Annotated in this window: 20 protein-coding genes; 9 read left to right on the plus strand and 11 right to left on the minus strand. The window is 63.6% G+C overall.

Going from position 1 to position 22,067, the window contains the following annotated elements:
- Positions 1 to 95: 95 nt before the first annotated feature.
- From GJB56_RS09975 to GJB56_RS10005, 6 genes are all read right to left on the minus strand, one after another.
- On the minus strand, positions 96 to 1,970 hold the full coding sequence (locus GJB56_RS09975; protein WP_020908076.1) for a peptidoglycan D,D-transpeptidase FtsI family protein: 1,875 nt from the start codon (positions 1,968 to 1,970) through the stop codon (positions 96 to 98).
- Positions 1,967 to 2,611, minus strand: coding sequence for a hypothetical protein (locus tag GJB56_RS09980; RefSeq protein WP_019748878.1), 645 nt, complete (start codon positions 2,609 to 2,611; stop codon positions 1,967 to 1,969). Before GJB56_RS09980 ends, GJB56_RS09975 begins: the two co-directional genes overlap by 4 nt.
- Positions 2,608 to 3,621, minus strand: a complete 1,014-nt coding sequence (rsmH, locus tag GJB56_RS09985) for a 16S rRNA (cytosine(1402)-N(4))-methyltransferase RsmH (protein ID WP_113683754.1) — start codon at positions 3,619 to 3,621, stop codon at positions 2,608 to 2,610. The genes GJB56_RS09980 and rsmH overlap by 4 nt, the downstream gene beginning before the upstream one ends.
- 190 nt (positions 3,622 to 3,811) lie before the next feature.
- Positions 3,812 to 4,243 (minus strand): division/cell wall cluster transcriptional repressor MraZ, encoded by a 432-nt coding sequence (gene mraZ / locus GJB56_RS09990; RefSeq protein WP_003941779.1) that lies wholly within the window; start codon positions 4,241 to 4,243, stop codon positions 3,812 to 3,814.
- A gap of 596 nt (positions 4,244 to 4,839) precedes the next feature.
- Positions 4,840 to 5,286, minus strand: a complete 447-nt coding sequence (locus GJB56_RS10000; RefSeq protein WP_019748880.1) for a DUF3040 domain-containing protein — start codon at positions 5,284 to 5,286, stop codon at positions 4,840 to 4,842.
- 237 nt (positions 5,287 to 5,523) lie between these two features.
- Complete coding sequence (locus GJB56_RS10005) at positions 5,524 to 6,075, minus strand: SAV_6107 family HEPN domain-containing protein (RefSeq protein WP_020908080.1); 552 nt, start codon at positions 6,073 to 6,075, stop codon at positions 5,524 to 5,526.
- Positions 6,076 to 6,222: 147 nt separating this feature from the next.
- On the opposite strand from GJB56_RS10005, the gene GJB56_RS10010 reads away from it, so the two are divergent.
- From GJB56_RS10010 to GJB56_RS10020, 3 genes are all read left to right on the plus strand, one after another.
- Positions 6,223 to 6,828 (plus strand): GNAT family N-acetyltransferase, encoded by a 606-nt coding sequence (locus tag GJB56_RS10010; RefSeq protein ID WP_019748882.1) that lies wholly within the window; start codon positions 6,223 to 6,225, stop codon positions 6,826 to 6,828.
- Entirely contained in the window at positions 6,825 to 8,423 is a 1,599-nt protein-coding gene (locus GJB56_RS10015; RefSeq protein WP_113683670.1) for a phytoene desaturase family protein, read from the plus strand. The genes GJB56_RS10010 and GJB56_RS10015 overlap by 4 nt, the downstream gene beginning before the upstream one ends.
- Positions 8,424 to 8,493: 70 nt before the next feature.
- On the plus strand, positions 8,494 to 9,288 hold the full coding sequence (locus GJB56_RS10020) for an LppM family (lipo)protein (RefSeq protein WP_153210984.1): 795 nt from the start codon (positions 8,494 to 8,496) through the stop codon (positions 9,286 to 9,288).
- A gap of 48 nt (positions 9,289 to 9,336) precedes the next feature.
- On the opposite strand, the gene GJB56_RS10025 is transcribed toward GJB56_RS10020, so the two are convergent.
- Entirely contained in the window at positions 9,337 to 10,326 is a 990-nt protein-coding gene (locus tag GJB56_RS10025; protein WP_020908084.1) for a methylenetetrahydrofolate reductase, read from the minus strand.
- Positions 10,327 to 10,496: 170 nt separating this feature from the next.
- Here GJB56_RS10025 and GJB56_RS10030 point away from each other — a divergent pair, with 170 nt between their 5' ends.
- From GJB56_RS10030 to GJB56_RS10045, 4 genes are all read left to right on the plus strand, one after another.
- Positions 10,497 to 11,636, plus strand: coding sequence for a polyprenyl synthetase family protein (locus tag GJB56_RS10030; RefSeq protein WP_113683671.1), 1,140 nt, complete (start codon positions 10,497 to 10,499; stop codon positions 11,634 to 11,636).
- Between the two features lie 2 nt (positions 11,637 to 11,638).
- On the plus strand, positions 11,639 to 13,231 hold the full coding sequence (gene crtI / locus GJB56_RS10035) for a phytoene desaturase family protein (RefSeq protein WP_113683672.1): 1,593 nt from the start codon (positions 11,639 to 11,641) through the stop codon (positions 13,229 to 13,231).
- 98 nt (positions 13,232 to 13,329) lie between these two features.
- On the plus strand, positions 13,330 to 14,907 hold the full coding sequence (locus GJB56_RS10040) for an alpha-(1->6)-mannopyranosyltransferase A (RefSeq protein ID WP_113683673.1): 1,578 nt from the start codon (positions 13,330 to 13,332) through the stop codon (positions 14,905 to 14,907).
- Positions 14,908 to 14,917: 10 nt separating this feature from the next.
- Entirely contained in the window at positions 14,918 to 15,862 is a 945-nt protein-coding gene (locus GJB56_RS10045; RefSeq protein ID WP_020908087.1) for a phytoene/squalene synthase family protein, read from the plus strand.
- 20 nt (positions 15,863 to 15,882) lie between these two features.
- Here the strand turns inward: GJB56_RS10045 and GJB56_RS10050 are convergent, their stop codons facing one another.
- Positions 15,883 to 16,251 carry an Rv2175c family DNA-binding protein gene (locus GJB56_RS10050; RefSeq protein WP_020969869.1) on the minus strand — a complete coding sequence of 123 codons (369 nt, stop codon included), beginning with the start codon at positions 16,249 to 16,251 and terminating at the stop codon, positions 15,883 to 15,885.
- A gap of 317 nt (positions 16,252 to 16,568) precedes the next feature.
- Here GJB56_RS10050 and pknB point away from each other — a divergent pair, with 317 nt between their 5' ends.
- Positions 16,569 to 18,632, plus strand: coding sequence for a Stk1 family PASTA domain-containing Ser/Thr kinase (gene pknB, locus GJB56_RS10055; RefSeq protein ID WP_019748891.1), 2,064 nt, complete (start codon positions 16,569 to 16,571; stop codon positions 18,630 to 18,632).
- Between the two features lie 27 nt (positions 18,633 to 18,659).
- Positions 18,660 to 19,088 carry a protein-tyrosine phosphatase family protein gene (locus GJB56_RS10060; RefSeq protein WP_070386501.1) on the plus strand — a complete coding sequence of 143 codons (429 nt, stop codon included), beginning with the start codon at positions 18,660 to 18,662 and terminating at the stop codon, positions 19,086 to 19,088.
- A gap of 83 nt (positions 19,089 to 19,171) precedes the next feature.
- On the opposite strand, the gene GJB56_RS10065 is transcribed toward GJB56_RS10060, so the two are convergent.
- From GJB56_RS10065 to GJB56_RS10075, 3 genes are all read right to left on the minus strand, one after another.
- Positions 19,172 to 20,557: a class II 3-deoxy-7-phosphoheptulonate synthase gene (locus GJB56_RS10065; RefSeq protein ID WP_007730070.1), complete on the minus strand. Its 1,386-nt coding sequence runs from the start codon at positions 20,555 to 20,557 to the stop codon at positions 19,172 to 19,174.
- A gap of 90 nt (positions 20,558 to 20,647) precedes the next feature.
- Complete coding sequence (locus GJB56_RS10070) at positions 20,648 to 21,139, minus strand: polyadenylate-specific 3'-exoribonuclease AS (RefSeq protein WP_003941683.1); 492 nt, start codon at positions 21,137 to 21,139, stop codon at positions 20,648 to 20,650.
- 66 nt (positions 21,140 to 21,205) lie between these two features.
- Positions 21,206 to 22,012: a lysophospholipid acyltransferase family protein gene (locus GJB56_RS10075; RefSeq protein WP_029538272.1), complete on the minus strand. Its 807-nt coding sequence runs from the start codon at positions 22,010 to 22,012 to the stop codon at positions 21,206 to 21,208.
- Positions 22,013 to 22,067: the final 55 nt, after the last annotated feature.

Raw genomic sequence — 22,067 nt, forward strand, 5'->3', positions numbered from 1 at the left:
GTTCGGCGTACTGCGATGAATGAGGTTACTGCGACGTTTGAGATTACCGTGTCCGGGATTCACCCGAAGACCCTGTCGAAACCGACACACCGCAATCAGTCCGCCTGCAACACCAACTTGCGACCGGGGTCCGGCGACATCGGAACGCTGTCACGCTGCAGCATCCACGACGCGATGTTGTGGAACAACGGTGCTGCCGATTGACCGCCGCCGCCGTCCACACCGCGAACCGGTGCGTCGAGCATGATTCCGATCACGAATCGGGGGTTGTCCGCGGGCGCGATTCCCGCGAAGGTGATCCAGTAGTTGGAGTTGGAGTAGCACTTGCACGCGGGATCCACTTGCTGCGCGGTGCCGGTCTTTCCGCTGACCTGGTATCCCTCGACGCCCGCGGCAACACCGGTTCCTCGCTGGTTGCCGGTGTCTTCCTGAGTGACCGACCGGAACATGTCCCGAACCGTCGACGCTGTCTGGGCGCTGACCACCTCGACACCCTCGGGCTGCGGCGTCTCGGTCCGAGTGCCGGAAGAATCGACAGTCGACTTCACGATTCGCGGAGGAATTCGCACACCGTCGTTGGCAATGGCCTGGTACATCCCGGTCATCTGCAAGGTTGTCATCGAAAGACCCTGCCCGATCGGCAAGTTCGCGAAGGTTCCGCCGGACCACTGATCGCGACTCGGGACGCTGCCGGCGCTCTCGCCGGGAAGTCCGACGTCTGTGCGTTGTCCGAGGCCGAACCTGTTCAGCATGTCTGCGTAACGATCCTCGCCCACTCGCTGAGCGAGCATCAAGGTGCCGACGTTCGAGGACTTTCCGAACACACCGGTAGAGGTATACGGGGCCACACCGTGATCCCACGCATCCTTGACTGTGGCACCGGACATCGTGATGCTGCCCGGGACTTGCAGAACTTCGTCCGGAGTTGTCTTACCGTCCTCGATGGCCGCTGCTGCGGTGACGATCTTGTTCACCGATCCGGGCTCGAACGGCGTACTGACCGACGGATTGCCCATTTCGGCTGTCGGCGCGTTCTTGTCGATGCCGATCGCGGGGTTGAAGGTGCTGTCGTTGGACATGGCCAACACCTGTCCCGTCTTGGAGTCCATGACCACAACCGAAGCGTTCTTGGCGCCCGACTTGTCCTTGGCGATCTGGACCTGCTGCTGAACGTAGAACTGGAGATCCGAATCGATGGTCAGCTCGACGCCCGAACCGTTGACGGCCGGTTGCTTGTCACGCCAGCTACCAGGGATCACAGCGCCGTCGGAACCGCGGTCGTACGTTTCGGATCCATCGGTTCCGGCGAGCGTGGAGTCCATCGAATCTTCGAGGCCGAGCAAACCGTGCCCGTCCCAGCCGGTCGCGCCGACGAGATTCGCCGCCAGAGAGCCACCGGGGTACTCGCGGATGTCCTGTCGCTCGAGGCCGACCTCCCGGAACTTGTCCGAGATCTCGGCAGCAACCGCCGGATCCACGCTGCGAGCGAGGTACGTGAAAGTCTCGTTGCTGTTCATCTTCTGAAGCAGATCTTTTTCCGGAACGGTATCGCCGAGCTTGGCGTGGATTCCGGCGGCGATCTCGGCGAGGCGATCGCTGACTTCCGGCGCCTGCTTGTCACCCTCGGCGCCCTGCTCGATGCTCTTCGCGCGCGCTTCCTCGAGTTCCTTGCGTACTCGCACCGGCTGGAAAGTCAGCGCCTTGGCTTCCATGGTGAACGCGAGGGGGTTTCCGTTGCGATCGGTTATCGAGCCGCGCACGGCCGGATCGACCTGCGTCGTGGTTCGTTGATTCGCAGATTCCGCAGCCAGGCTCGGCGCATCGATTCCCTGAATCCACAAGAGCTGCAATGCCGCAACGGCGAGCGCACCACACATGGTGATACGACCGACTCGCTGACGAAACGGAAATGAGGCAGTCGCCGAGCGGCGCGGACGCCGACCGGGGTTGTTACGGGAGTTCTGACTCACCGACGTTCCTCAGGCGGAGCAGGCACCGCCGTCGTGGTGGCGGGTGCTGTCGTCGTGGGGATCACAGGAACCAATTGTTCACTCTGCGCGAGGTTTCGCGTGTTATTCGGAACGCTCGGCGTGGCTCCAGGAACAACCGGCGTTGTGGTGCGCGGCGGTGTCGCGGTCGGTGCGGGCACCGATGTTGGCGCATCGAGCGGCGGCATCGCGCCGGCAGTCGCGGGAGTCGGCGTTCCGACGACCTCGACCGAACCATCCGGATGAACTACCAGACGTGCAGGGTCCTTGGCGGGGACCATGCCGAGAGCGCTTGCCTGATTTGCCAACTCCGGAGCCGAGTTACGCGACTGGAAGTCACGTTCGAGCGCTGCTTTCTGCTCGACCAAAGACTGGTTGTATGCACGTGCATCACTGAGTTGGTACGAATCCTCGGCAGCGCGAGTGGTCAGCAGCAGAGTCACCGCGAGACCGATGGACAGAAGTCCGATAACGGAGGCCACGAACGGTACCCGCCCCTTGAGCATCGCCCGAGGAGAGATCGACGGGCCGGCAGCAGCGGCAGTTCCGGTCCGGCCTGCCGCCCGTGCGGTGCGCTTGTCGTATGCGCGTTGCGCTGCACCGGATTTGCCCTGACGACTCATGCCCGCCTCCTGGAAATGCGTTCTGCGGCACGCAAACGCACCGGAGCTGATCGTGGGTTCTCTTCGATTTCCTGCTCAGACGCACGTTCTGCGCCACGGGTGAGAATGCGGAACTCCGGCCCCATACCCGGCAACTCGACCGGTAGACCTTCAGGACTGGTGGACTTCGAGCGGGGAACCAACTCCGCCTTCACAACTCGATCCTCGAGCGACTGGTAGGACATGAACACCACTCGCCCACCGACTGCCAGTGCATCGAGCCCGGCAGGAACGGCCGCGCGAAGCGAATCCAACTCGGCATTGACTTCGATCCGCAGCGCTTGGAAGGTGCGCTTGGCCGGGTGTCCACCCGTACGCCGCGTGGCCGCCGGGATTGTTCGGTACAGCAACTCGACCAGAGCTGCGCTGGTGGTGAAAGGTTCACGCTCACGCTGCCGAAGGATCTCGGACGCAATCTTTCCGGCGAACCGCTCTTCGCCGTACGTGCTCAGAATGCGAGCAAGGTCGCCGTGACTGTAGGTGTTCAGGACCTCTGCCGCGGTCAGCCCGACCGTTTGATCCATCCGCATGTCGAGAGGGGCGTCGATCGAGTACGCAAAACCTCGGTCGGCTTCGTCCAACTGCATCGACGACACACCCAGATCGAAGAGGATCGCGTGAACCGACTCCGTCGACGGCAGACCTGCCTGTTCGAGCGCGTCTTCGATCCCGTCATACGTGGTGTGCACGAACGTGGTTCGGTCCGCGAATGGCGCCAGACGCTCGGAAGCGATGCGGAGTGCGTTGGTGTCGCGATCGAGACCGATGAGGTGAAGGCCCTGGTACTTGCCGAGGAAGAATTCGGAGTGGCCACCGAGCCCCAACGTCGCATCGATCATGTATGCGCCTTCGCCACCGTCACCGACGGCGGTGATGGCAGGGCCGAGAAGATCGTCGGCACGATGCAGAAGTACGGGGACGTGCGCGAAGCCATCGGCATCCGAGGGTTCGTTCACCTCGTGATCCACCATGATTGCTCCGGCTCCTACTTTCATGATTTCCGATGACTTTTCGAAAAGGTGCTGACTTTCCGAGAAGGCGATGACTGTTCGAGAAGGCGAATGCTTCGAGGTCCCTGCCCGAAGGAGAACCTGGCGCTGGGGAAGTGCGTCAGGGTCTTTCCGGGCAGAGGCCTCGCGGCATTCGCCGGGGGCTCTTCGCCTAGACGATCTCGCTGAGAGATTCGCCTGTTGCCTGCGAATAGTCCTCTTCGTTGTCTCCGAGATACCTCTCCCAGGCTGCTAGATCCCAGATCTCGAGGTAATCGACGGAGCCGGTCACTACGCATTCCTTGGACAGGTTTGCGTAACGCCGATGATCAGCCGAGAGGGTGATTCGCCCCTGGGCATCGGCGTGCTGTTCATCTGTACCGGCGGCCAGGGCACGTACATACGCCCGAGCTGCCGGATCATTGCGTGGAGCTGCCGCTGCCTTTCGAGCAAGCTTGACGAACTCGTCCCGGGGGTAGATGGCGAGGCTGTGATCTTGACTCTTGGTGATCATCAATCCTCCTGCCAGTTCGTCTCGGAACTTTGCCGGCAACGTGAGCCGACCTTTGTCGTCGAGCTTCGGCGTGAAGGTACCGAGGAACACTCGACACCTCCTGCGAGCTTGCGCTGAAACCCTCCCTATCGAGCGGATCGTGCTTCAGCTCTCCGCCCGAACCCACAGTACCCCACTTTCCCCCACAAACAAGGAGCACATGGTCCCTATTCAGCATCATTTGCTGATAAATAGCAGGTCAGCGCAGGTGGGGATACGTGGGGGAAATTTGCAACCGTGTCCCGGCCCACACCGCCGTCATATCGACCCTTCACGCCACGATTTGTCGCTCCCCCAGACAAAATCGCAGTACAAGCGCGGTTTTCGAATAGACGTGAGCGGGACGAGGTCTGGTCGTGCGTTGCAGTTCGACCAGGGTGGAGGAAAGTGGAGGGCCGAGTGGAGCGAAGTGGAGGAAGCCCGCGGGCTTGCCTAGGGGCGACCGTGGGTGGCGAGTGATTCGCTCGCGCGTCACTGATTCACTTCGATGGATTGCCGGCACACACGTACAACACCCACACCAACGGCGTGTGGCGGTCGGCAACCTTGGTTGCCGACCGCCACACGTGTGGTCGTCCGTGCCCTACAGAGGGCGTCATGTCCGAACTGCACCACTCTCGAAGTACGCCCGAAGGAGGGCGGGAGAGCTAGTCCTGCTCGAACCTGCGTTTGAATCGATCTTCCATCCGCGACGAGAATCCGCCGCCGGACTTGCGGCCGCGTCCCCGCCCGGATCCACCGGCACTACCCCTACCCGGCGGACCGGAGGGATGATTGCCACCTTCGGAAGCGGGTTCGGCTGCTGCTGCGGACTTGCGTCCACCACCCCAGAGGAACAAGACCCCTGCGCCGAACATGAACAAGAAACCGAACAGGCTGATGATCGGAAAACCGCCCGGCTTGAGCGGGAGGGCAACCCCCGCGATCAGCAGGACCAGACCCAGCACGAATAGAGCCGCTGCTTGGAACCGCCGTCTACTCGACGGCGCCCGCATACGGCCGCCCCTCACATTGGAGGCGAACTTGGGGTCTTCGGCATAGAGAGCGCTCTCGATCTGATCGAGCATGCGCTGCTCGTGCTCGGAGAGTGGCACGGTACCTCCCCCGGCACTGGAAGTTTGGCAACCACCCCACGGTGTGGGGCGGCGGGTAATCAAGTTGGACGATTACCTGTTTTCATAATACGAGCAGTTTAGGTCTCGGACCACCAACTCCGGGTACGAGTTCCGCCACAAGCGTACGTATTCGTGCCGAAGGGCCCCGATTCGGCTCCATTTGCCTGTGCGGACCAGGAAATTCCCCGGAAACAACTGCCAACACGGACCATTTGTTCACGACGCTCGCAAATGCTCGGACGCGTCCTGACCGATGAAATCTTCGACCGCCGTGAGAAAACGACCGACCTCGGCGAAGAATGCATCGGAATCGGAGTCCGTGATCACGATCGACACACCGGTTTCCACGGCCGCACGCGCAGCGGACCACCCCGCGAAGAACTTCGACCACGCTCCGAACGCGGGCGCTGCGGCGTCCATCAGAACCCACGCGTTTCCGCTTCGCTTGCGCTTCGATCCGGCACCGGCAGGAGCGGCGGCCAACACTGCCCCGGCACCACGTAGTGCTGCCAGATAGGCACACCGGAACCGGTCGGCAGGATCGCCCGCCCCAATCGCTTCCTCGAGAAGCGCATCCGCCTTCCGGAGGAGCCCCCACGCCACACCGGACTTTCCCACTTGCGCAGTGCGGTGGCTGGCGTCCGTCGCACCGAAGGACCGCCTCGCCGATATCGGCAATCGCGAGATTGCGGCATCCGACGGGCTCGACAACTCGGCCGGAAGAGTTCGTTGGCACTTCACACGATCAGGCTTTACATGCTCGGACATCGGGGCACCTCCTGCACCGTAAGGATCCAAGGCCAGGTGGGCCGGAGATGCCCGCTTCCCTTCGGGCATCTCCGGATCACCCACATCGAACATCTGTTCGACCTATTCAATATAACTGCACCCACCGACACGCCGTCAAGAGAAGAGGTGAGACCGGTCGACCCGCAGATCGCCTGGACACCACATACGGTCGACCTCGATCGTGAAGAATTCGCGAGTCGACTCCACGAGGCACTGGCCGTGTACGTCACTGCGATGGACTATCCGCGAGGAACCGAGTTCCATCGCGCACCGATGTGGCAGGAGCACGCGAACCGGCCTGGCTGGAAAGCCGTCGGCGCATTGGCGGTTCCCCAGCAACCGTCACACGAAAATCTGCCGCTGGTGGGGATCGCTTACGGGTATCGCGGGAGCCCGGACCAGTGGTGGCATCAACAGGTACTGCACGGGCTTCGGCGCTCGGGTCGCCCTCAGAGCGAGATCGACGCGATTCTGAGCGACTACTTCGAACTCACCGAACTCCACGTGCATCCGAACGGTCAAGGTCACCGATTGGGCGAATCGCTCTTGCGCCACCTCCTCGTCGATCGAACCGAACGCAGCGTTCTGTTGTCGACACCTGAGGTGTTCGACGAGGACAACCGAGCCTGGCGGCTGTACCGCCGCCTCGGCTTTTGCGACGTGCTCCGCAGATTTCGTTTTGCCGGCGACAACCGGCCATTTGCGGTCCTCGGCCGTGGACTGCCGCTGTGAGCGCATTTCTCGACGCCGTCGTCGTCGGTTCCGGCCACAACGCGCTCGTTTCGGCCGCGTATCTCGCACGCGAGGGTTGGTCGGTCGAGGTTCTCGAGAAGGACACGGTTCTCGGCGGTGCCGTCTCGACCGTCGAGCGATTTCCCGGATACAAGGTGGACCGGGGGTCGTCTGCGCACCTCATGATCCGACACAGCGGCATCATCGAGGAACTCGGACTCGGCGCGCACGGCCTTCGCTACATCGACTGTGACCCGTGGGCGTTCGCTCCGCCCGCCCCTGGCACCGACGGGCCGGGCATCGTGTTTCATCGCGATCTCGATGCAACCTGCCGGTCCATCGAACGAGCTTGCGGGACAAAGGACGCCGACGCGTACCGGCGGTTCGTCGCGGTCTGGTCGGAGCGCAGCCGACACGTGATGAAGGCATTTTCCACACCGCCCACCGGATCGAACCTGATCGGTGCGTTCGGAGGACTGGCCACCGCGCGCGGCAACAGCGAACTGTCGCGGCAGTTCCTCGCGCCGGGCGACGCGCTGCTGGACGAGTATTTCGACAATGAGGCGCTCAAGGCAGCGTTGGCGTGGTTCGGCGCCCAGTCCGGGCCTCCGATGTCGGAACCGGGAACCGCTCCGATGGTCGGCTTCGCGGCCCTCATGCACGTCCTGCCGCCCGGGCGAGCAGTCGGAGGGAGCGGCGCACTGAGTGCTGCGTTGGCATCCCGGATGGCTGTCGACGGCGCCACCGTCGCGCTCGGTGACGGCGTGACGTCGATCCGCCGGAACTCGAATCACTGGACTGTCACAACCGAGAGCGGTCGAGAAGTTCACGCTCGCAAGGTAATCGCGGGTTGCCACATCCTCACGACACTCGATCTCCTGGGCAACGGAGGCTTCGACCGAACCACGCTCGATCACTGGCGGCGGAAGATCAGGGTCGGCCCCGGCATCGGCGCTGTATTGCGACTGGCGACATCTGCGCTCCCGTCCTACCGCGGCGACGCCACGACACGGGAAAGTACCTCGGGATTGCAATTACTCGTTTCCGATCGCGCCCACTTGCGCACTGCACACGGCGCAGCACTGGCAGGGGAACTGCCTCCTCGCCCTGCGGTTCTCGGAATGAGTTTCAGCGGAATCGATCCCACGATCGCCCCGGCCGGGCGGCATCAGGTGACACTGTGGTCGCAGTGGCAGCCGTATCGTCTCAGCGGACATCGCGATTGGGCGTCGGTCGCCGAGGCCGAGGCCGACCGGATCGTCGGCGAGATGGAGGCTTTTGCACCCGGATTCACCGATTCCGTCCTCGACCGCTTCATTCAGACTCCCCGCGACATCGAGTCGGAATTGGGGATGATCGGCGGAAATGTCATGCACGTCGAGATGTCACTCGATCAGATGATGTTGTGGCGACCGCTTCCCGAACTGTCCGGCCATCGCGTTCCGGGAGCAGACGGGTTGTATCTGACCGGAGCCTCGACGCATCCCGGTGGTGGTGTGTCCGGAGCCAGTGGTCGCAGTGCGGCTCGAATCGCACTGTCCGACAGCCGCCGGGGTAAAGCGAGTCAGTGGCTGCGTCGTTCGAGCAGGTCGTGAAGGTCACCCGCCGAACTTCACCCGCCGACACGCCCCCGCCTCGATGACTGGCTACGCCACGGCTGGCACGATGACCACTGTGCAACAGTCCACCGATCCCGCCGCCAAGCCGACCAGTCGGAAACGCTTCCTGACGGTTGCCGCGCTCGCCCTCATGCTTGTTCCCTTGCTTGCCGGGTGCATCCGCGTGCAGGTGTCGATGGGAGTGTCCGCGAACGATCGTGTGACCGGACAGGTGGTAGCTGCCGCTATTCCGGCGAACGAGGCGGACAAGGGTCCGCAGCTGACCCCGCCTTCCTCGCTGGAGGACAAGATACGGGTTCAGGAATACAAGAAGGACGGATACGTCGGCAGCCAGGCGTTCTTCAGCGACTTGTCCTTCGGTGACGTCGCCCAACTGGGCTCGATGTATGCCGAGGGATCCGGGTCGTTCCAGATCACCCTCAAGCGATCCGGGGACACCGTCACGCTCGACGGCAAGGCAGACCTGAAGACGGTTCCGACTCAGGGCGCCGACGTCCAGGTCAGCATCGCCTTCCCGGCACGGGTCGGCACGACCAACGGAACACGAGACGGCGATTCCCGGGTGTCGTGGACTTTGCCCGCCGGCGAGGTGTCGACAATGCGTGCCGAGGTCAACTACGCGGACCCCAGCACCCGAAGCTTCGCCGGGTGGGCAGGAATCATGGCCGGGCTGGCGCTCGGTGTCGCGATTATCGTCGGTGCAATGGCCTGGATGGCGCGCAATCGAGCACCGATCAAGCGCGCGCCCGCCGCGAAAGCACCGGCCATGAAGACGCCTGTCACGAAATCACCTGTCAGCAGGCAAGCTGACAACAGGAATCCGAAAAACACCACGAAGTAGCGCCTGACGATTGCCCCCTCGATTGGTGTCGAGCGGGGAAACCGGAAATCAGACGGCTTGTGCTGTCCCGACAGAGGTATCGGGGGTGAGACCGAGTCGCTCGAGGACCTCGCTGGTGGCGCGCGCGAAGTTCAACGTGATGAAGTGCAGGCACGGAGCGCCTTCGGCGATCAACCGCTCTCCCATCTCGGTGGCCAGATCGATGCCGAGTTCGCGGACCGCTGCACGGTTCTCTTCCGGACCGCTTCCGGCCGCGGCGTCGAATCGGCGTTCGAGGGCGGGAGGCAACGACGAGCCCGAGAGCTCGAGCATGCGCCTCACCGAGCGCAGCGACGTCACCGGCATGATCTCCGGGATGATCGGCTTGGCGCCCTGTTCTGCGTCGTATGCACTCACCCGGTCACGGAGACGCAGGTAGTCCTCCACGTCGAAAAACATCTGCGTGATCGAGTACTCGGCGCCGGCACGCAACTTCGACACCAGGTACTTCGTGTCGTACGCCAAGTCCGGAGCGCGGTAATGCCCCTCGGGGAACGACGCGACGCCCACATGGAAGTCGCCCAAGTCACGGACCATCCGCACGAGTTCCTCGGCGTACTCGACGCCTTCGGGATGCTTCTTCCACTCGCCGAGCGGATCGCCGGGCGGATCGCCGCGCAACACGAGGATGTTGCTGATCCCACGATCGGCGTACGCACCGACCATGGCGCGAAGTTCTTCGGTGCTGTGCGAGACGGCAGTCAGGTGAGCAACCGGCAGCAGGGTCGTCTCCTCGGCCAGTTCGCCGGTGACGCGCACCGTACGATCGCGCGTCGAGCCACCTGCGCCGTAAGTCATCGAGACGAACGCCGGTCCGAGCCGCTCGAAGGTACGCACCGCACGCCACAGGCGCGCTTCGGCGTCAGCGTCGCGCGGCGGCGAAAACTCGACCGAGAACGGAATACGGCTACCTGTCGAGGAAGCGATCCGATCGACGATCGACGGTGTTCGGGTGGCCCACCCCTCGCTGGAGCGGCCCCTGACTGGATCGAATGTCACCGGTCAAGCATATGTTTTCCAGCTGCAAACAAGCTCATCGCCCAGGACCGCGTATCCCGAATGTCAGGATCACGCAGTTCACGGCCCGAACCCCCGTTGATTCCAACCCCCACTAAGCTGGGCCTCAAGCTCGCTTCCGTGTAACCCTCCGGCGCGAGAACATACCGATCTTGGAGGCCACCCTGTCCGCAGGAACCGCGCGCGTTGGACAGAGTTCGACCAACACCGCACCGCATCCGACCTCACTCGAACTGCCAGGCATGTTCGAAGGAGCGCTCCGCGACTTCTTCGATTCACGCCGCGAACTCGTCTCGAACATCGGCGGTGGATACGAGAAAGCCGTCAGCACCCTCGAAGCCTTCGTCCTGCGCGGAGGAAAGCGCGTCCGGCCGTCGTTCGCCTGGACGGGATGGCTCGGCGCCGGAGGCGACCCGAACGGGAGCGACGCGGACGCGGTGATTCGTGCATGCGCGGCCCTCGAACTGGTGCAGGCCTGCGCGCTCGTCCACGACGACATCATCGACGCATCAACGACCAGGCGCGGCTTCCCGACCGTTCACGTCGAATTCGAGGACCAGCACCGAGGCGAGGAGTGGAGCGGCGACTCCGCGCACTTCGGCGAGGCCGTCGCCATTCTCCTCGGCGACCTGGCCTTGGCCTGGGCTGACGACATGATCCGAGAATCCGGGATCAGCCCCGACGCGGCCGCACGAGTGAGCCCGGTCTGGTCGGCAATGCGCACCGAGGTGCTCGGTGGCCAATTCCTCGACATCAGCAACGAAGCCCGCGGAGACGAGACCGTCGAGGCAGCCATGCGGGTCAACCGTTACAAAACCGCCGCGTACACGATCGAACGCCCCCTGCACCTCGGCGCCGCACTGTTCGGTGCAGACGCCGAGTTGATCGATGCCTACCGGACGTTCGGCACCGACATCGGGATTGCCTTCCAACTTCGCGACGACCTGCTCGGTGTCTTCGGAGATCCGTCCGTCACGGGCAAACCGTCGGGCGACGATCTCATCGCCGGCAAGCGGACTGTCCTGTTCGCGATGGCGCTTGCCCGCGCCGACGCCGCAGATCCGGCGGCAGCAGAACTGCTCCGCAACGGAATCGGCACCCAGTTGACCGACAACGAAGTCGACACTCTGCGTCAGGTGATCACCGATCTTGGCGCCGTCACCGACGTCGAAACGCAGATCGACACCCTCGTCGAGGCAGCTGCGAACGCCCTCGACTCGAGCACGGCAACGGCCGAGTCCAAGGCTCGCCTGACCGATATGGCGATCGCGGCCACGAAGCGAAGCTACTGACCGTGGCAGACGTGCACCGCACTCGAACCGTCAGCTCGCCGACCGATCGAGTCGTGATCGTCGGCGCGGGACTTGCCGGACTGTCTGCGGGGTTGTATCTGCGTGGCGCCGGCCGCGACGTCACGATCCTCGAGAGCAACGGCTCGGTCGGCGGGCGAGTCGGTGTCTACCAGGGCAGTGACTACAGCATCGACAACGGCGCAACGGTGCTCACGATGCCCGAACTCGTCGAAGACGCTCTTGCGGCCGTCGGCGCCGACCCCGACTCGACAAACCCCAAATTCGTTGTGCACAAGCTCGATCCGACGTACCACGCGCGATTCGCAGACGGCACCGCTCTCGATGTTCACGCCGACCCCGAAGACATGGCTGCCGAAGTCTCCCGTGTCTGCGGGCCGGAAGAAGCGCAGCGATACCGTGCGTTGCGGCGATGGCTGAACCGCATCTTCGACGCGGAATTCGACCGCTTCATGGACGCCGACTTCGATTCTCCCCTCGGACTGGTCAATTCGCGTGAAGCAGTCAAGGATCTGAGCCGACTCGTCGCATTGGGAGGATTCGGGAAACTGGGCGGGCAGGTGGATCGCAAGATCCGCGACCCTCGCCTCCGGCGGATCTTCACTTTCCAAGCGCTGTATGCGGGAGTTGCTCCGTCTCGAGCCCTCGCGGTGTACGGGGCGATCGCTCACATGGACACCTCACTGGGCGTCTACTTTCCCGAGGGCGGGATGCGCACGATCGCCGAGTCGATGGCCGACGCTTTCACCGAGGCCGGCGGAATTCTGCATCTCGGCCGCACGGTCGAACGACTCGAGGCGAGCGACCGTCGCGTGCGTGCCGTACACACACGCGACGGTGAGAGCTACGACTGTGATGTCGCAGTCCTCACCCCCGACATGGCCGTCACGGACTCCCTCTTGCGCCCGCATACGCGATTGCGCCCGCGACCGGTGCGTACATCGCCGTCCGCGGTCGTGATTCACGGCACTGTTTCTTCAGCCGTCGCCGACGGATGGCCCGCGCAGCGACACCACATGATCGACTTCGGCGAGGCGTGGAAGCGCACCTTCGCCGAGATCACGGCACGCCGCGGCCGCGGGCAATTGATGAGTGATCCGTCACTGCTCGTCACCCGACCGGCGCAGACCGACCCGAGCCTGGCCTTCTCGCGAGACGGCCGGATCCGTGAACCGCTGTCAGTCCTCGCGCCGTGCCCGAATCTGGACAGTGCGCCGCTCGACTGGGCAGTTCTCGGCCCGGCCTACGTGCGTGAAATCATCCTCACGCTGCAAGAACGTGGCTATACGGGACTGGTCGAGGGGTTCGATATCGATCACGTCGACACCCCGCAGACCTGGCTCGAGAAGGGCATGGCCGCGGGTAGCCCGTTCGCGGCGGCACACACCTTCACCCAGACGGGGCCGTTCCGACGCAAGAACCTCGCCCGCGGCTTCGACAACGTCGTTCTCGCCGGATCGGGAACCGTTCCGGGGGTGGGAGTACCGACCGTTCTGCTGTCCGGCCGGCTCGCCGCCGAACGTATTACCGGTACACGCGAGCGAGCCAGCGCGGTGGGCACTCGTGCGAGCAACTAAACTAGCCCCTCGTAACCGACCATTCATCCACGATTCACCGACTCGGGCGCTGCATGCGCCGATCGACACCGATCTCCTCGGGGGAGGAACCTGCACCGATGACGTCCTCTGCCGCAGCCACTGAAAGACCGTGGCACCTAAGGGCCGCCAATTTCCTTCGGACTCCCGAAGGTCACAGTGCACTGCTCGGTTTCTTCGGCGCAGTCATGATCACGTTCGGCGGATTCGGTGCCGGTAGCGTCCGGCGCCAAGATCCGCTGCTCGAGTCGATGCATCTGTCCTGGCTCCGTTTCGGACACGGATCGATTCTGTCGGCGGCCATCGTCTGGATCGGTGTCCTGTGCATGATCGCTGCCTGGGTTCGACTGGGCCGCTCGACTCTGCGCGGTGACGTCTCGTTGCGCGGCCTGCGCTACGTCGTCCCGGTCTGGACGTTTCCGCTGCTGTTCGCGGTGCCCATGTTCAGCCGTGACGCCTACTCCTACCTGGCACAGGGCGCCTTGTTACGCAACGGCTTCGACCCGTATGCCGTCGGCCCCGTCGTCAATCCGGGAATCCTGCTCGACAACGTCTCCAACGTGTGGACGACGACAACTACCCCGTACGGCCCGGTTCACCTTCTCCTTGCCGACGCCATCGTTCGGCTGACCGGCGAGAACGTCATCGCCGGCACGATGCTGTTGCGGATCACGATGCTGCCCGGACTCGCCCTGATGATGTGGGCCGTTCCCCATCTCGCGACGAAGCTCGGCGGAAACACCTCGATCGCCCTGTGGCTCGCAGTACTCAATCCCCTCGTCCTGATCCACCTGATCGGCGGCGTTCACAACGAGATGCTCATGGTCGGCCTCATGGCCGCGGGCATTGCGCTCGCTCTCGAACGCAAGCACCTGTTCGGAATTGGGCTGATCGCACTCGCCGTCGCGATCAAGGCAACCGCGGGCGTCGCACTTCCCTTCATCGTCTGGATCTGGATGATCCACGAGCGGGAGGACGCGGCCGCGGCCGGGCGCGAACCGGCGTCACCGATCCGATCGTTCGTCAAAACGGCCGGTGCAGGTTTCGCGGTATTCGTGGCGGTACTCGGATCCACCTCACTGATCGCCGGAGTCGGCCTCGGCTGGACGACCGCACTCTCGGGTTCGGCAAAGATCATCAACTGGCTCTCGCTGCCCACGATCGTGGCGCACATCGGAACCATGGCCACCTCCTGGTTCGCCGGTGACCATTTCAACGACATCCTCGAAGTCTCCCGGACCATCTCGGCGGTTGTGTTGATCGCGATCATCGCCGTCGTGTGGTGGCGCTACCGCAAGACCGAGCGCGACGCCGTCATGGGCATCGTGATCGTGATGGTCGCCATCGTCGTTCTGTCCCCCGCAGCACTCCCCTGGTACTACTCCTGGCCGCTGGCAGTAGCGGCCGTTTTCGCAATGTCGCCGACGACTCTCGCCGTACTGACAGGGCTGTCCACCTGGCTGATGCTGGTGTTCCAGCCTGACGGATCGATCGGCCTCTACACCTTCCCGCATGTGGCTCTGGCCATCGTCGCTGCCGTGATCGCGGCTATGTCCTTGCAGACGGAAGATCCACTCAGACTTCGTGGACGCAAACACGAGAAACCGATCGAAATGACGTCAGCCGCCTCGGCGCCCTCGACGTCAGAATCTGCGTGATCCGCGTGTCATGAACGCATTGTCTGCGTCCTATGAATTCTGCGAGGACGTGACGAGGGAACACGGCCGAACGTACTTTCTGGCCACTCGGTTGCTGCCCGAGCCTCGACGCCGCGCAGTTCACGCTCTCTACGCATTTGCTCGCGTCGTCGACGACGTCGTGGACGAACCCTCGGGTCCGCATGAACGAGGCACGGTGCTTGCCGACGTCGAACGTGCAGCCGTCACCGCACTCGACAACCCCACTGCGACAGGTGGCTTCCCGTCGACGGTTCCCCTCGACCTCACACGCGTACTCCCTGCCTTCGCCGATGCTGTGAAGACGTTCGACATTCCGCGTGCATACTTCGACGCCTTCTTCGAGTCCATGCGGATGGACGCCCCCGACACGGCGAAGTTTCGACCCGTCTACAACACGATGGACGAACTCAGCGAGTACATGTACGGCTCCGCCGTCGTCATCGGTTTGCAGATGCTCCCGATTCTCGGAGTGAGCGTTCCGCAGCAGGAAGCTGTAGTGCCCGCGTCGAATCTCGGTGAGGCGTTTCAGCTGACCAACTTCATCCGCGACGTCGGTGAAGACCTCGACCGGGGACGTCTGTATCTCCCGGCGGGCGAGTTCGCCGCATTCGGGGTCGACATCGAGATGCTCGAGCACGGGCGCAGAACCGGAACGGTGGACGTTCGGGTCAAGCGCGCGCTGGCACACTTCATTGCCGTGACGCGGGGGCGGTATCGGTCTGCCGAATCCGGCATCCCGATGCTCGATCGGCGGGTCCAGCCGTCGATCCGCACGGCTTTCGTGTTGTACGGAGCAATTCTCGACCAGGTCGAGCGCGCCGACTTCCGGATACTGCATCGACGAGTGTCCGTTCCCGGACGCACGCGACTTCGAGTCGCTGCGCCGGGTCTGGTCCGGTCGGCAACCTACGCGGCGAAAAACCGCATGAGGTGAGTTGTCAGAAGGCCGGCATCTCAGAAAGCCATGGCCTGTGCGCGGCGGATGACCTCACGCGCGAGATCACCATGCAGTGCGTCCACCGGGCGCCCCGGCAGGGAATCGTCGGCCAGGAACAACCAGCGAAGGATTTCGATATCGGTGTAGCCGCCGTCGTGCAGCACCGCCAGCAGACCGGGCAACCACTTGACGATCTGGCCGTCCTCGCCGAAGAACACTTCGGGGACACCGAGAACGCCATGCCGCTTGACTGCGATGATCTTGTGATCGCGAAGCAACTGGTGAACCTTGCTCACCGGCAACCCGACGTTCTTCGCCACATCCACCAGCTGGAACAGGGAAACCGAAGAATCCAGGACATCATCACAATAAGGAATCGCGCTCACCGCGAGAAGTTTATCCGGTCCGGCGAGCCCGCTGTGTACCGCCCGGTGCAATGCTCGAAACCGCCGCTCCGCTTGGGTCACAGCGCTCTGTGACGTTCTCGAGACTTCCGCGTCGGTATCGCTGGCTACGATGGACGGGATGCGGCGTATCAGTAACCGAGATTTCGCGAACCGGGATTTCGTGAACTGGGATTTCGTGGTGACCGCGAATCGGCGCCCGTACGGCGGGGGCCACACTTACATGCTGACAGCTACCGCCCAGAGCACAACCACACAGATCGCAAGCACGGAGGAATAGTCATTACGGAGGTCGAGGGTTGATCGGCGAAATGCTCGAGCGCCGCTATCGAGTGGACGCACCGATCGCGCGCGGCGGTATGTCGACCGTGTATCGAGGCCTCGATACACGGTTGGATCGACCTGTCGCGATCAAGGTGATGGACCCGCAGTTTGCCGGCGATCCGGCGTTCCTGACTCGTTTCGAGTTCGAGGCCCGGGCCGTGGCCAGACTCAAGCATCCGTCCCTTGTGGCCGTCTACGACCAGGGCAGCGATCGCAATCACGTGTTCCTCGTGATGGAACTCGTCGACGGTGGAACTTTGCGCGAACTCCTTCGTGAGCGCGGACCGATGCCGCCTCACGCCGTCGCTGCAGTCGTGGCACCTGTCCTGGACGCGTTGGCGGTGGCGCATCGAGCGGGACTGGTTCACCGTGACGTCAAACCCGAGAACATCTTGATCTCGGACACCGGCGAAGTGAAGATCGCCGACTTCGGATTGGTGCGTGCAGCCGCGGCAGCAACCACCACCTCCAACAGCGTGATCCTCGGCACCGCAGCCTATCTGTCGCCGGAACAGGTGACGTCAGGAATTGCCGACACTCGAAGCGACGTCTATTCGACCGGCGTGTTGATGTTCGAACTTCTCACCGGTACAACACCGTTCACCGGTGATACGTCACTCTCCATCGCCTACCAACGCATCCACGACGATGTCCCGCGCCCCGGTTCACGCATCCCCGGTGTACCGGCGCAGTTCGATCGCCTGGTTGCCGAAGCCACTCACCGCGAGCCGGCACATCGTTTCGCCGACGCTGGTGAGATGGCAGCTGCACTTCGCAGTGTGAGCGAGCAACTGGAACTTCCGTCATACCGCGTTCCGGCTCCGCGTCGAAGCGCCCAGCACCAGAGCGCGCAGGTTGCCCCGGCTCGGCCACAACCGGCGCCTGCGCCCCCGACGGATGTACACCCGAACTCTGCTGCGCGCCCGAACCCTGGTGCCACGACGGTATTGGCGTCCGGCGTGGCCCCGGCTGCGGCAGCCACCACGGCGCTCGGCACGGGCTCTCCTCCCCCCGGTGGCATTCAGCACACTCGCGCGGTCACCGCACAAACTGCTCGTCCGGCCACGGTCGACGGCGACTCGGATTTCGACGACGGTTCCGATTTCGGCGACGACCAACTGGGACCTGACGATCCGCACGCTCATTTTGTCGAAGCACGACGCAAGTCTCGACGAGCCACCCTGATCTGGCTGCTCGTCATCGCGGTCCTCGCGCTTGCGTTGGGCTTCGGCGGATGGTGGATGGGCTCGGGCCGCTATACAGCTGTTCCCTCGATCGACGGGCTGACCAAGGACACTGCGGTCACCGCCCTGCAGGACGCCGGGCTCTCCCCCGACGTCCAGGGTCAGTACTCCGACGCCCAACCCATCGACACGGTAATCGGGACAGACCCGGCCTCCGGCTCCAGGGTTACCAAAGGCTCGACCGTCGCGCTGCTGACTTCGCTCGGGCGTCCGACTGTTCCGCCCATTCCGGCCGGCGGCGACGTCTCGGCCCTGGGCGCACAACTCGCCGACCGTACTCTCGTCGCGGTCGACGGCGGGGACACATTCAGCTCCAAGATCCCGATCGGCGGCGTGGCGGCGCTCGACCCGGCGCCGGGAACCGAGGTTGCCGTGGGCTCCTCGGTCAAGGTCATCACGTCCAAAGGGTCACCGCCCGTTGACATTCCCGATGTGAAGGGCATGTCCGAGAACGCTGCGCGCGCCGCCCTCGACAAGGTAGGTATCTCCGTCAGCACCACCAGAACAACGTTCGACGACGCCGTCGAGGGCGGTAGCGTGATCGGCACAGATCCCGCAGTCGGGTCCTCCGTCAACGCCGGCACCTCCGTTGTTCTCCTCATCTCCGACTCCGTCAAGGTTCCCTCGCTGATCGGCCGCTCCGTCTCCTCAGCACGCGAAGAACTCGGCCGCCTCGGCCTCGAGATCACCGTGCGTCAGCTCACCCAGAACGACAGCTCGGTCATCATCAGCCAGAGCGTCAAGAACGACCTCGTTGCCAAGGGCACCGACATCAGCGTCGTCGCAATTCCCTGACAGTCCGCTTCGGCCTAGTCTGAATTCATGGCCACGTGGGAACCCGAGAGCATAGGGATACTCGACTTGCCGTCGGGGAGATCGATTCGGGGTCGAGGACTCCGCAATCCACTTCCTTCCGGGCCTCTCCCCACCTTCGGTGTCTACCTGACCGGTAAAGAACCTCCCGCCACCGAGTGGGATTCGGTGTGGGTCCGCTGGCGAGATTTCTGGTTGCCGAGCGATCCCGACGCGCTGCGCAGCGCCTTGCACGAAGTGTGGGTGCGTTCGGAAACCGAAAGAGTCGAGATCGCGTGCGGTGGCGGATTCGGCCGCACCGGAACAGCTTTGGCCGCTCTTGCCATTATGGACGGAGTGCCGAGTAAGGACGCCACCGCGTACGTTCGCGCACGCTACTCACCTCGCGCCGTCGAAATGCCCTGGCAGCGCCGATTCGTCACACGATTCACGAAATAGCGAACGCCCCCACCTGCGCGAGCGGGTGAGGGCGTTTGCCGAAAATCAGTGCCCGTGCGAATCAGCTTCGGCGAAGCAGGGTTTCAGCCTCGCAGCATCTCGGCCACGAGGAACGCGAGCTCCAACGACTGTTGGGTGTTCAATCGGGGGTCGCACGCCGTCTCGTAGCGACCACCGAGATCGAGATCGGAGATGTCCTGCGCGCCGCCGAGGCACTCGGTGACGTTCTCACCGGTCAGCTCGACATGGATTCCACCCGGATGCGTGCCGAGGCCGTTGTGGACCTCGAAGAAGCCCTGAACCTCGTCGACGATGCGATCGAAGTGGCGCGTCTTGTACCCGGTGGAGGCTTCGTGGGTGTTGCCGTGCATCGGATCGCACTGCCAGATGACCTGGTGGCCGGTGGCCTGGACCTTCTCGATGATCGCCGGCAGCAGGTCGCGGACCTTGCCGTTGCCCATGCGCGAGATCAGAGTCAGCCGACCCGGCTTGTTGGTGGGGTCGAGACGCTCGACATATTCCACCGCCATTTCCGGCGTGGTGCTCGGACCGATCTTGAGGCCGATCGGGTTGGAGACCAACTCGGCGAAGGCGATGTGCGCGCCGTCGAGCTGACGGGTGCGGTCACCGATCCAGAGGAAGTGGGCCGACAGGTCGTAGAGCTTGGGGTGGTCGCTGTCGTTGTCGAGACGCAGCATCGCGCGCTCGTAGTCCAGAACCAGGGCCTCGTGGCTGGCAAAGATCTGTGCCTGGTGCAGGCTCGGATCGGTGACGCCACACGCGTTCATGAACTGCAGGCCGCGGTCGATCTCGGCTGCCAGTTGCTCGTAGCGTGCGCCCGCCGGCGAAGCTGCGACGAACTCGCGGTTCCAGTCGTGCACCTTGTGCAAATCGGCCATGCCGGCGCCGGTCAGTGCGCGAACCAGGTTCATCGCGGCGCTGGCGTTGGCGTATGCGCGCACCAGACGCGAAGGATCGTGCGCACGGACTGCCTCGTCGGCGACGAGCGAATTGATCATGTCGCCGCGGTACGACTTGAGCCCCAGGGAGTCGATGTCGGCAGAACGCGGCTTGGCGTACTGGCCGGCGATGCGAGCAACCTTGACGACCGGCATCGAGGAACCGTAGGTGAGCACGACGGCCATCTGCAGCAACGTGCGGATGTTTCCCTTGATGTGCGGCTCGGTGTTGTCCGCAAATGTCTCGGCGCAGTCACCGCCCTGGAGCAGGAATGCTTCACCACGCGCGACCTGCGCGAGACGCTCTTGCAGCGCCTCGACCTCGCTGGCCACCGTGATGGGAGGCACGCTCTCGAGCACAGTCCGCATGGCGGCCGCCTGGTCAGCGGGCCACGAGGGCTGCTGAGCAGCGGGCTTCGCGAGTGCCTCGTCGAGCTGCTTACGCAGTCCGGCAGGCAGCGGCGGGAGTTCGGGCAAGCGGTCGATCGGCACGTCGACAGTCCAGTTCACCTCTACAGGATATTCGCTCGCCCGTCGGCGCGTCACACAGGCTCTCGATCGCAGCCCAATCGGGACACTTCTCGCGCACCGAAACCTGAGTCAGCGAAGTGAACGTGCTGCCGAAATCGCGTCGAACTTCACGAGGTTGTGCCTGGCGTCGGCAAGTGCGTCGTGTGCGTCGGCGGGCGCTGACGGGAGGGCAGGACTGCCGTTGTCTTCCCAGAACTGTCGGAGTTCGCGGGTGTACCGCGGCATCGACTGCGGTAGTTCGGTCATATCGCCCCACAACTGGCACAGCGCGACGTGGTCGTATGCGGCTACCCACGCCCAGAGCTCCGGAACGACCATCGGCCGCGGAACGAAGAATTTCAGAAGATCGTCGCGGATCTTCTCGCGTGATTTCCACAGCGGCGACGAAGGCTGCGGCAACTTCGGCAGCACGTTCTTGCGCACCCAACTACCGGCACGGGCGGGATCGAACTCCGTCGAGACCGCGTAATACTCTCGGCCGTCCTCGCAGACAACGCCGATGGACACGAGATCGATGGTTCGACCGTCTTCGATGAATTCACAGTCGTAGAAATAGCGCACGTCCGAAAACTATGCCGCACGCGCAGGCTCTGGAGCCAATGCGCGTGCGGCAGGTGTGGGAAATCTCTAGCTGGCCTGTGCGTCCGGGAGCGAATCCTTGTCGGTCTTCGCGGACTCCTTCGACTCGGCCGAGGCCACGAGATCGACAACCGACTCGCCGCCTTCCGCCGGAACATCGACGGCAGCTTCGGGTTTCGTGGGCGCCTGGTTCTTGAGGCTCGCCGCGTAGATGTCCACGTACTCCTGGCCGGAGAGTTTCATCAGCTTGTACATCACTTCGTCGGTCACAGCCCGCTCGACGAAGCGGTTTCCGCCCATGCCTTCGAAGCGGGAGAAATCGATGGGTTCGCCGACGATCACGGTGACCTTGGCTGGGCGCCACATCCGTGAGCCGATCGGATTCATCTTGTCGGTGCCGACCATCGCAACCGGGATCACCTTGACGCCCGATTCGAGCGCGAGGCGCGCCATTCCGGTCTTGCCCTTGTAGAGGCGACCGTCAGGCGAACGCGTTCCTTCGGGGTAGATACCCAGCAGACTGCCCGAACCGAGAACCTTGAGACCGGCGTTGAGCGCATCCTGCGCCGCATCCGCGCCGGTTCGGTCGATGGGGACCTGTCCGACCGCGGTGAAGAACCACTTCTGGAAAGCGCCCTTCAGGCCGGAACCGGTGAAGTACTCGCTCTTGGCAAGGAAGGTGATGCGGCGGTTGACGCGAAGCGGAAGGTAGAACGAGTCCAGAACCGCCTGGTGATTGCTGGCCAGAATGGCCGCTCCGTCAGTCGGAATATTCTCGTGACCTTTGACCGTCGGACGCCCGAGCAGCCAGAGAATCGGCCCCAGCAACACATACTTGAAGAGCCAATACCACACGGCGTCCCTCCCATTCACAGCTGAATTTCGCTGAGTACGACCTTACTGCCGACCG

This window comes from Rhodococcus sp. AQ5-07, assembly GCF_009707305.1.
In the GTDB taxonomy this organism is placed as follows: Bacteria; Actinomycetota; Actinomycetes; order Mycobacteriales; family Mycobacteriaceae; genus Rhodococcus_F; species Rhodococcus_F erythropolis.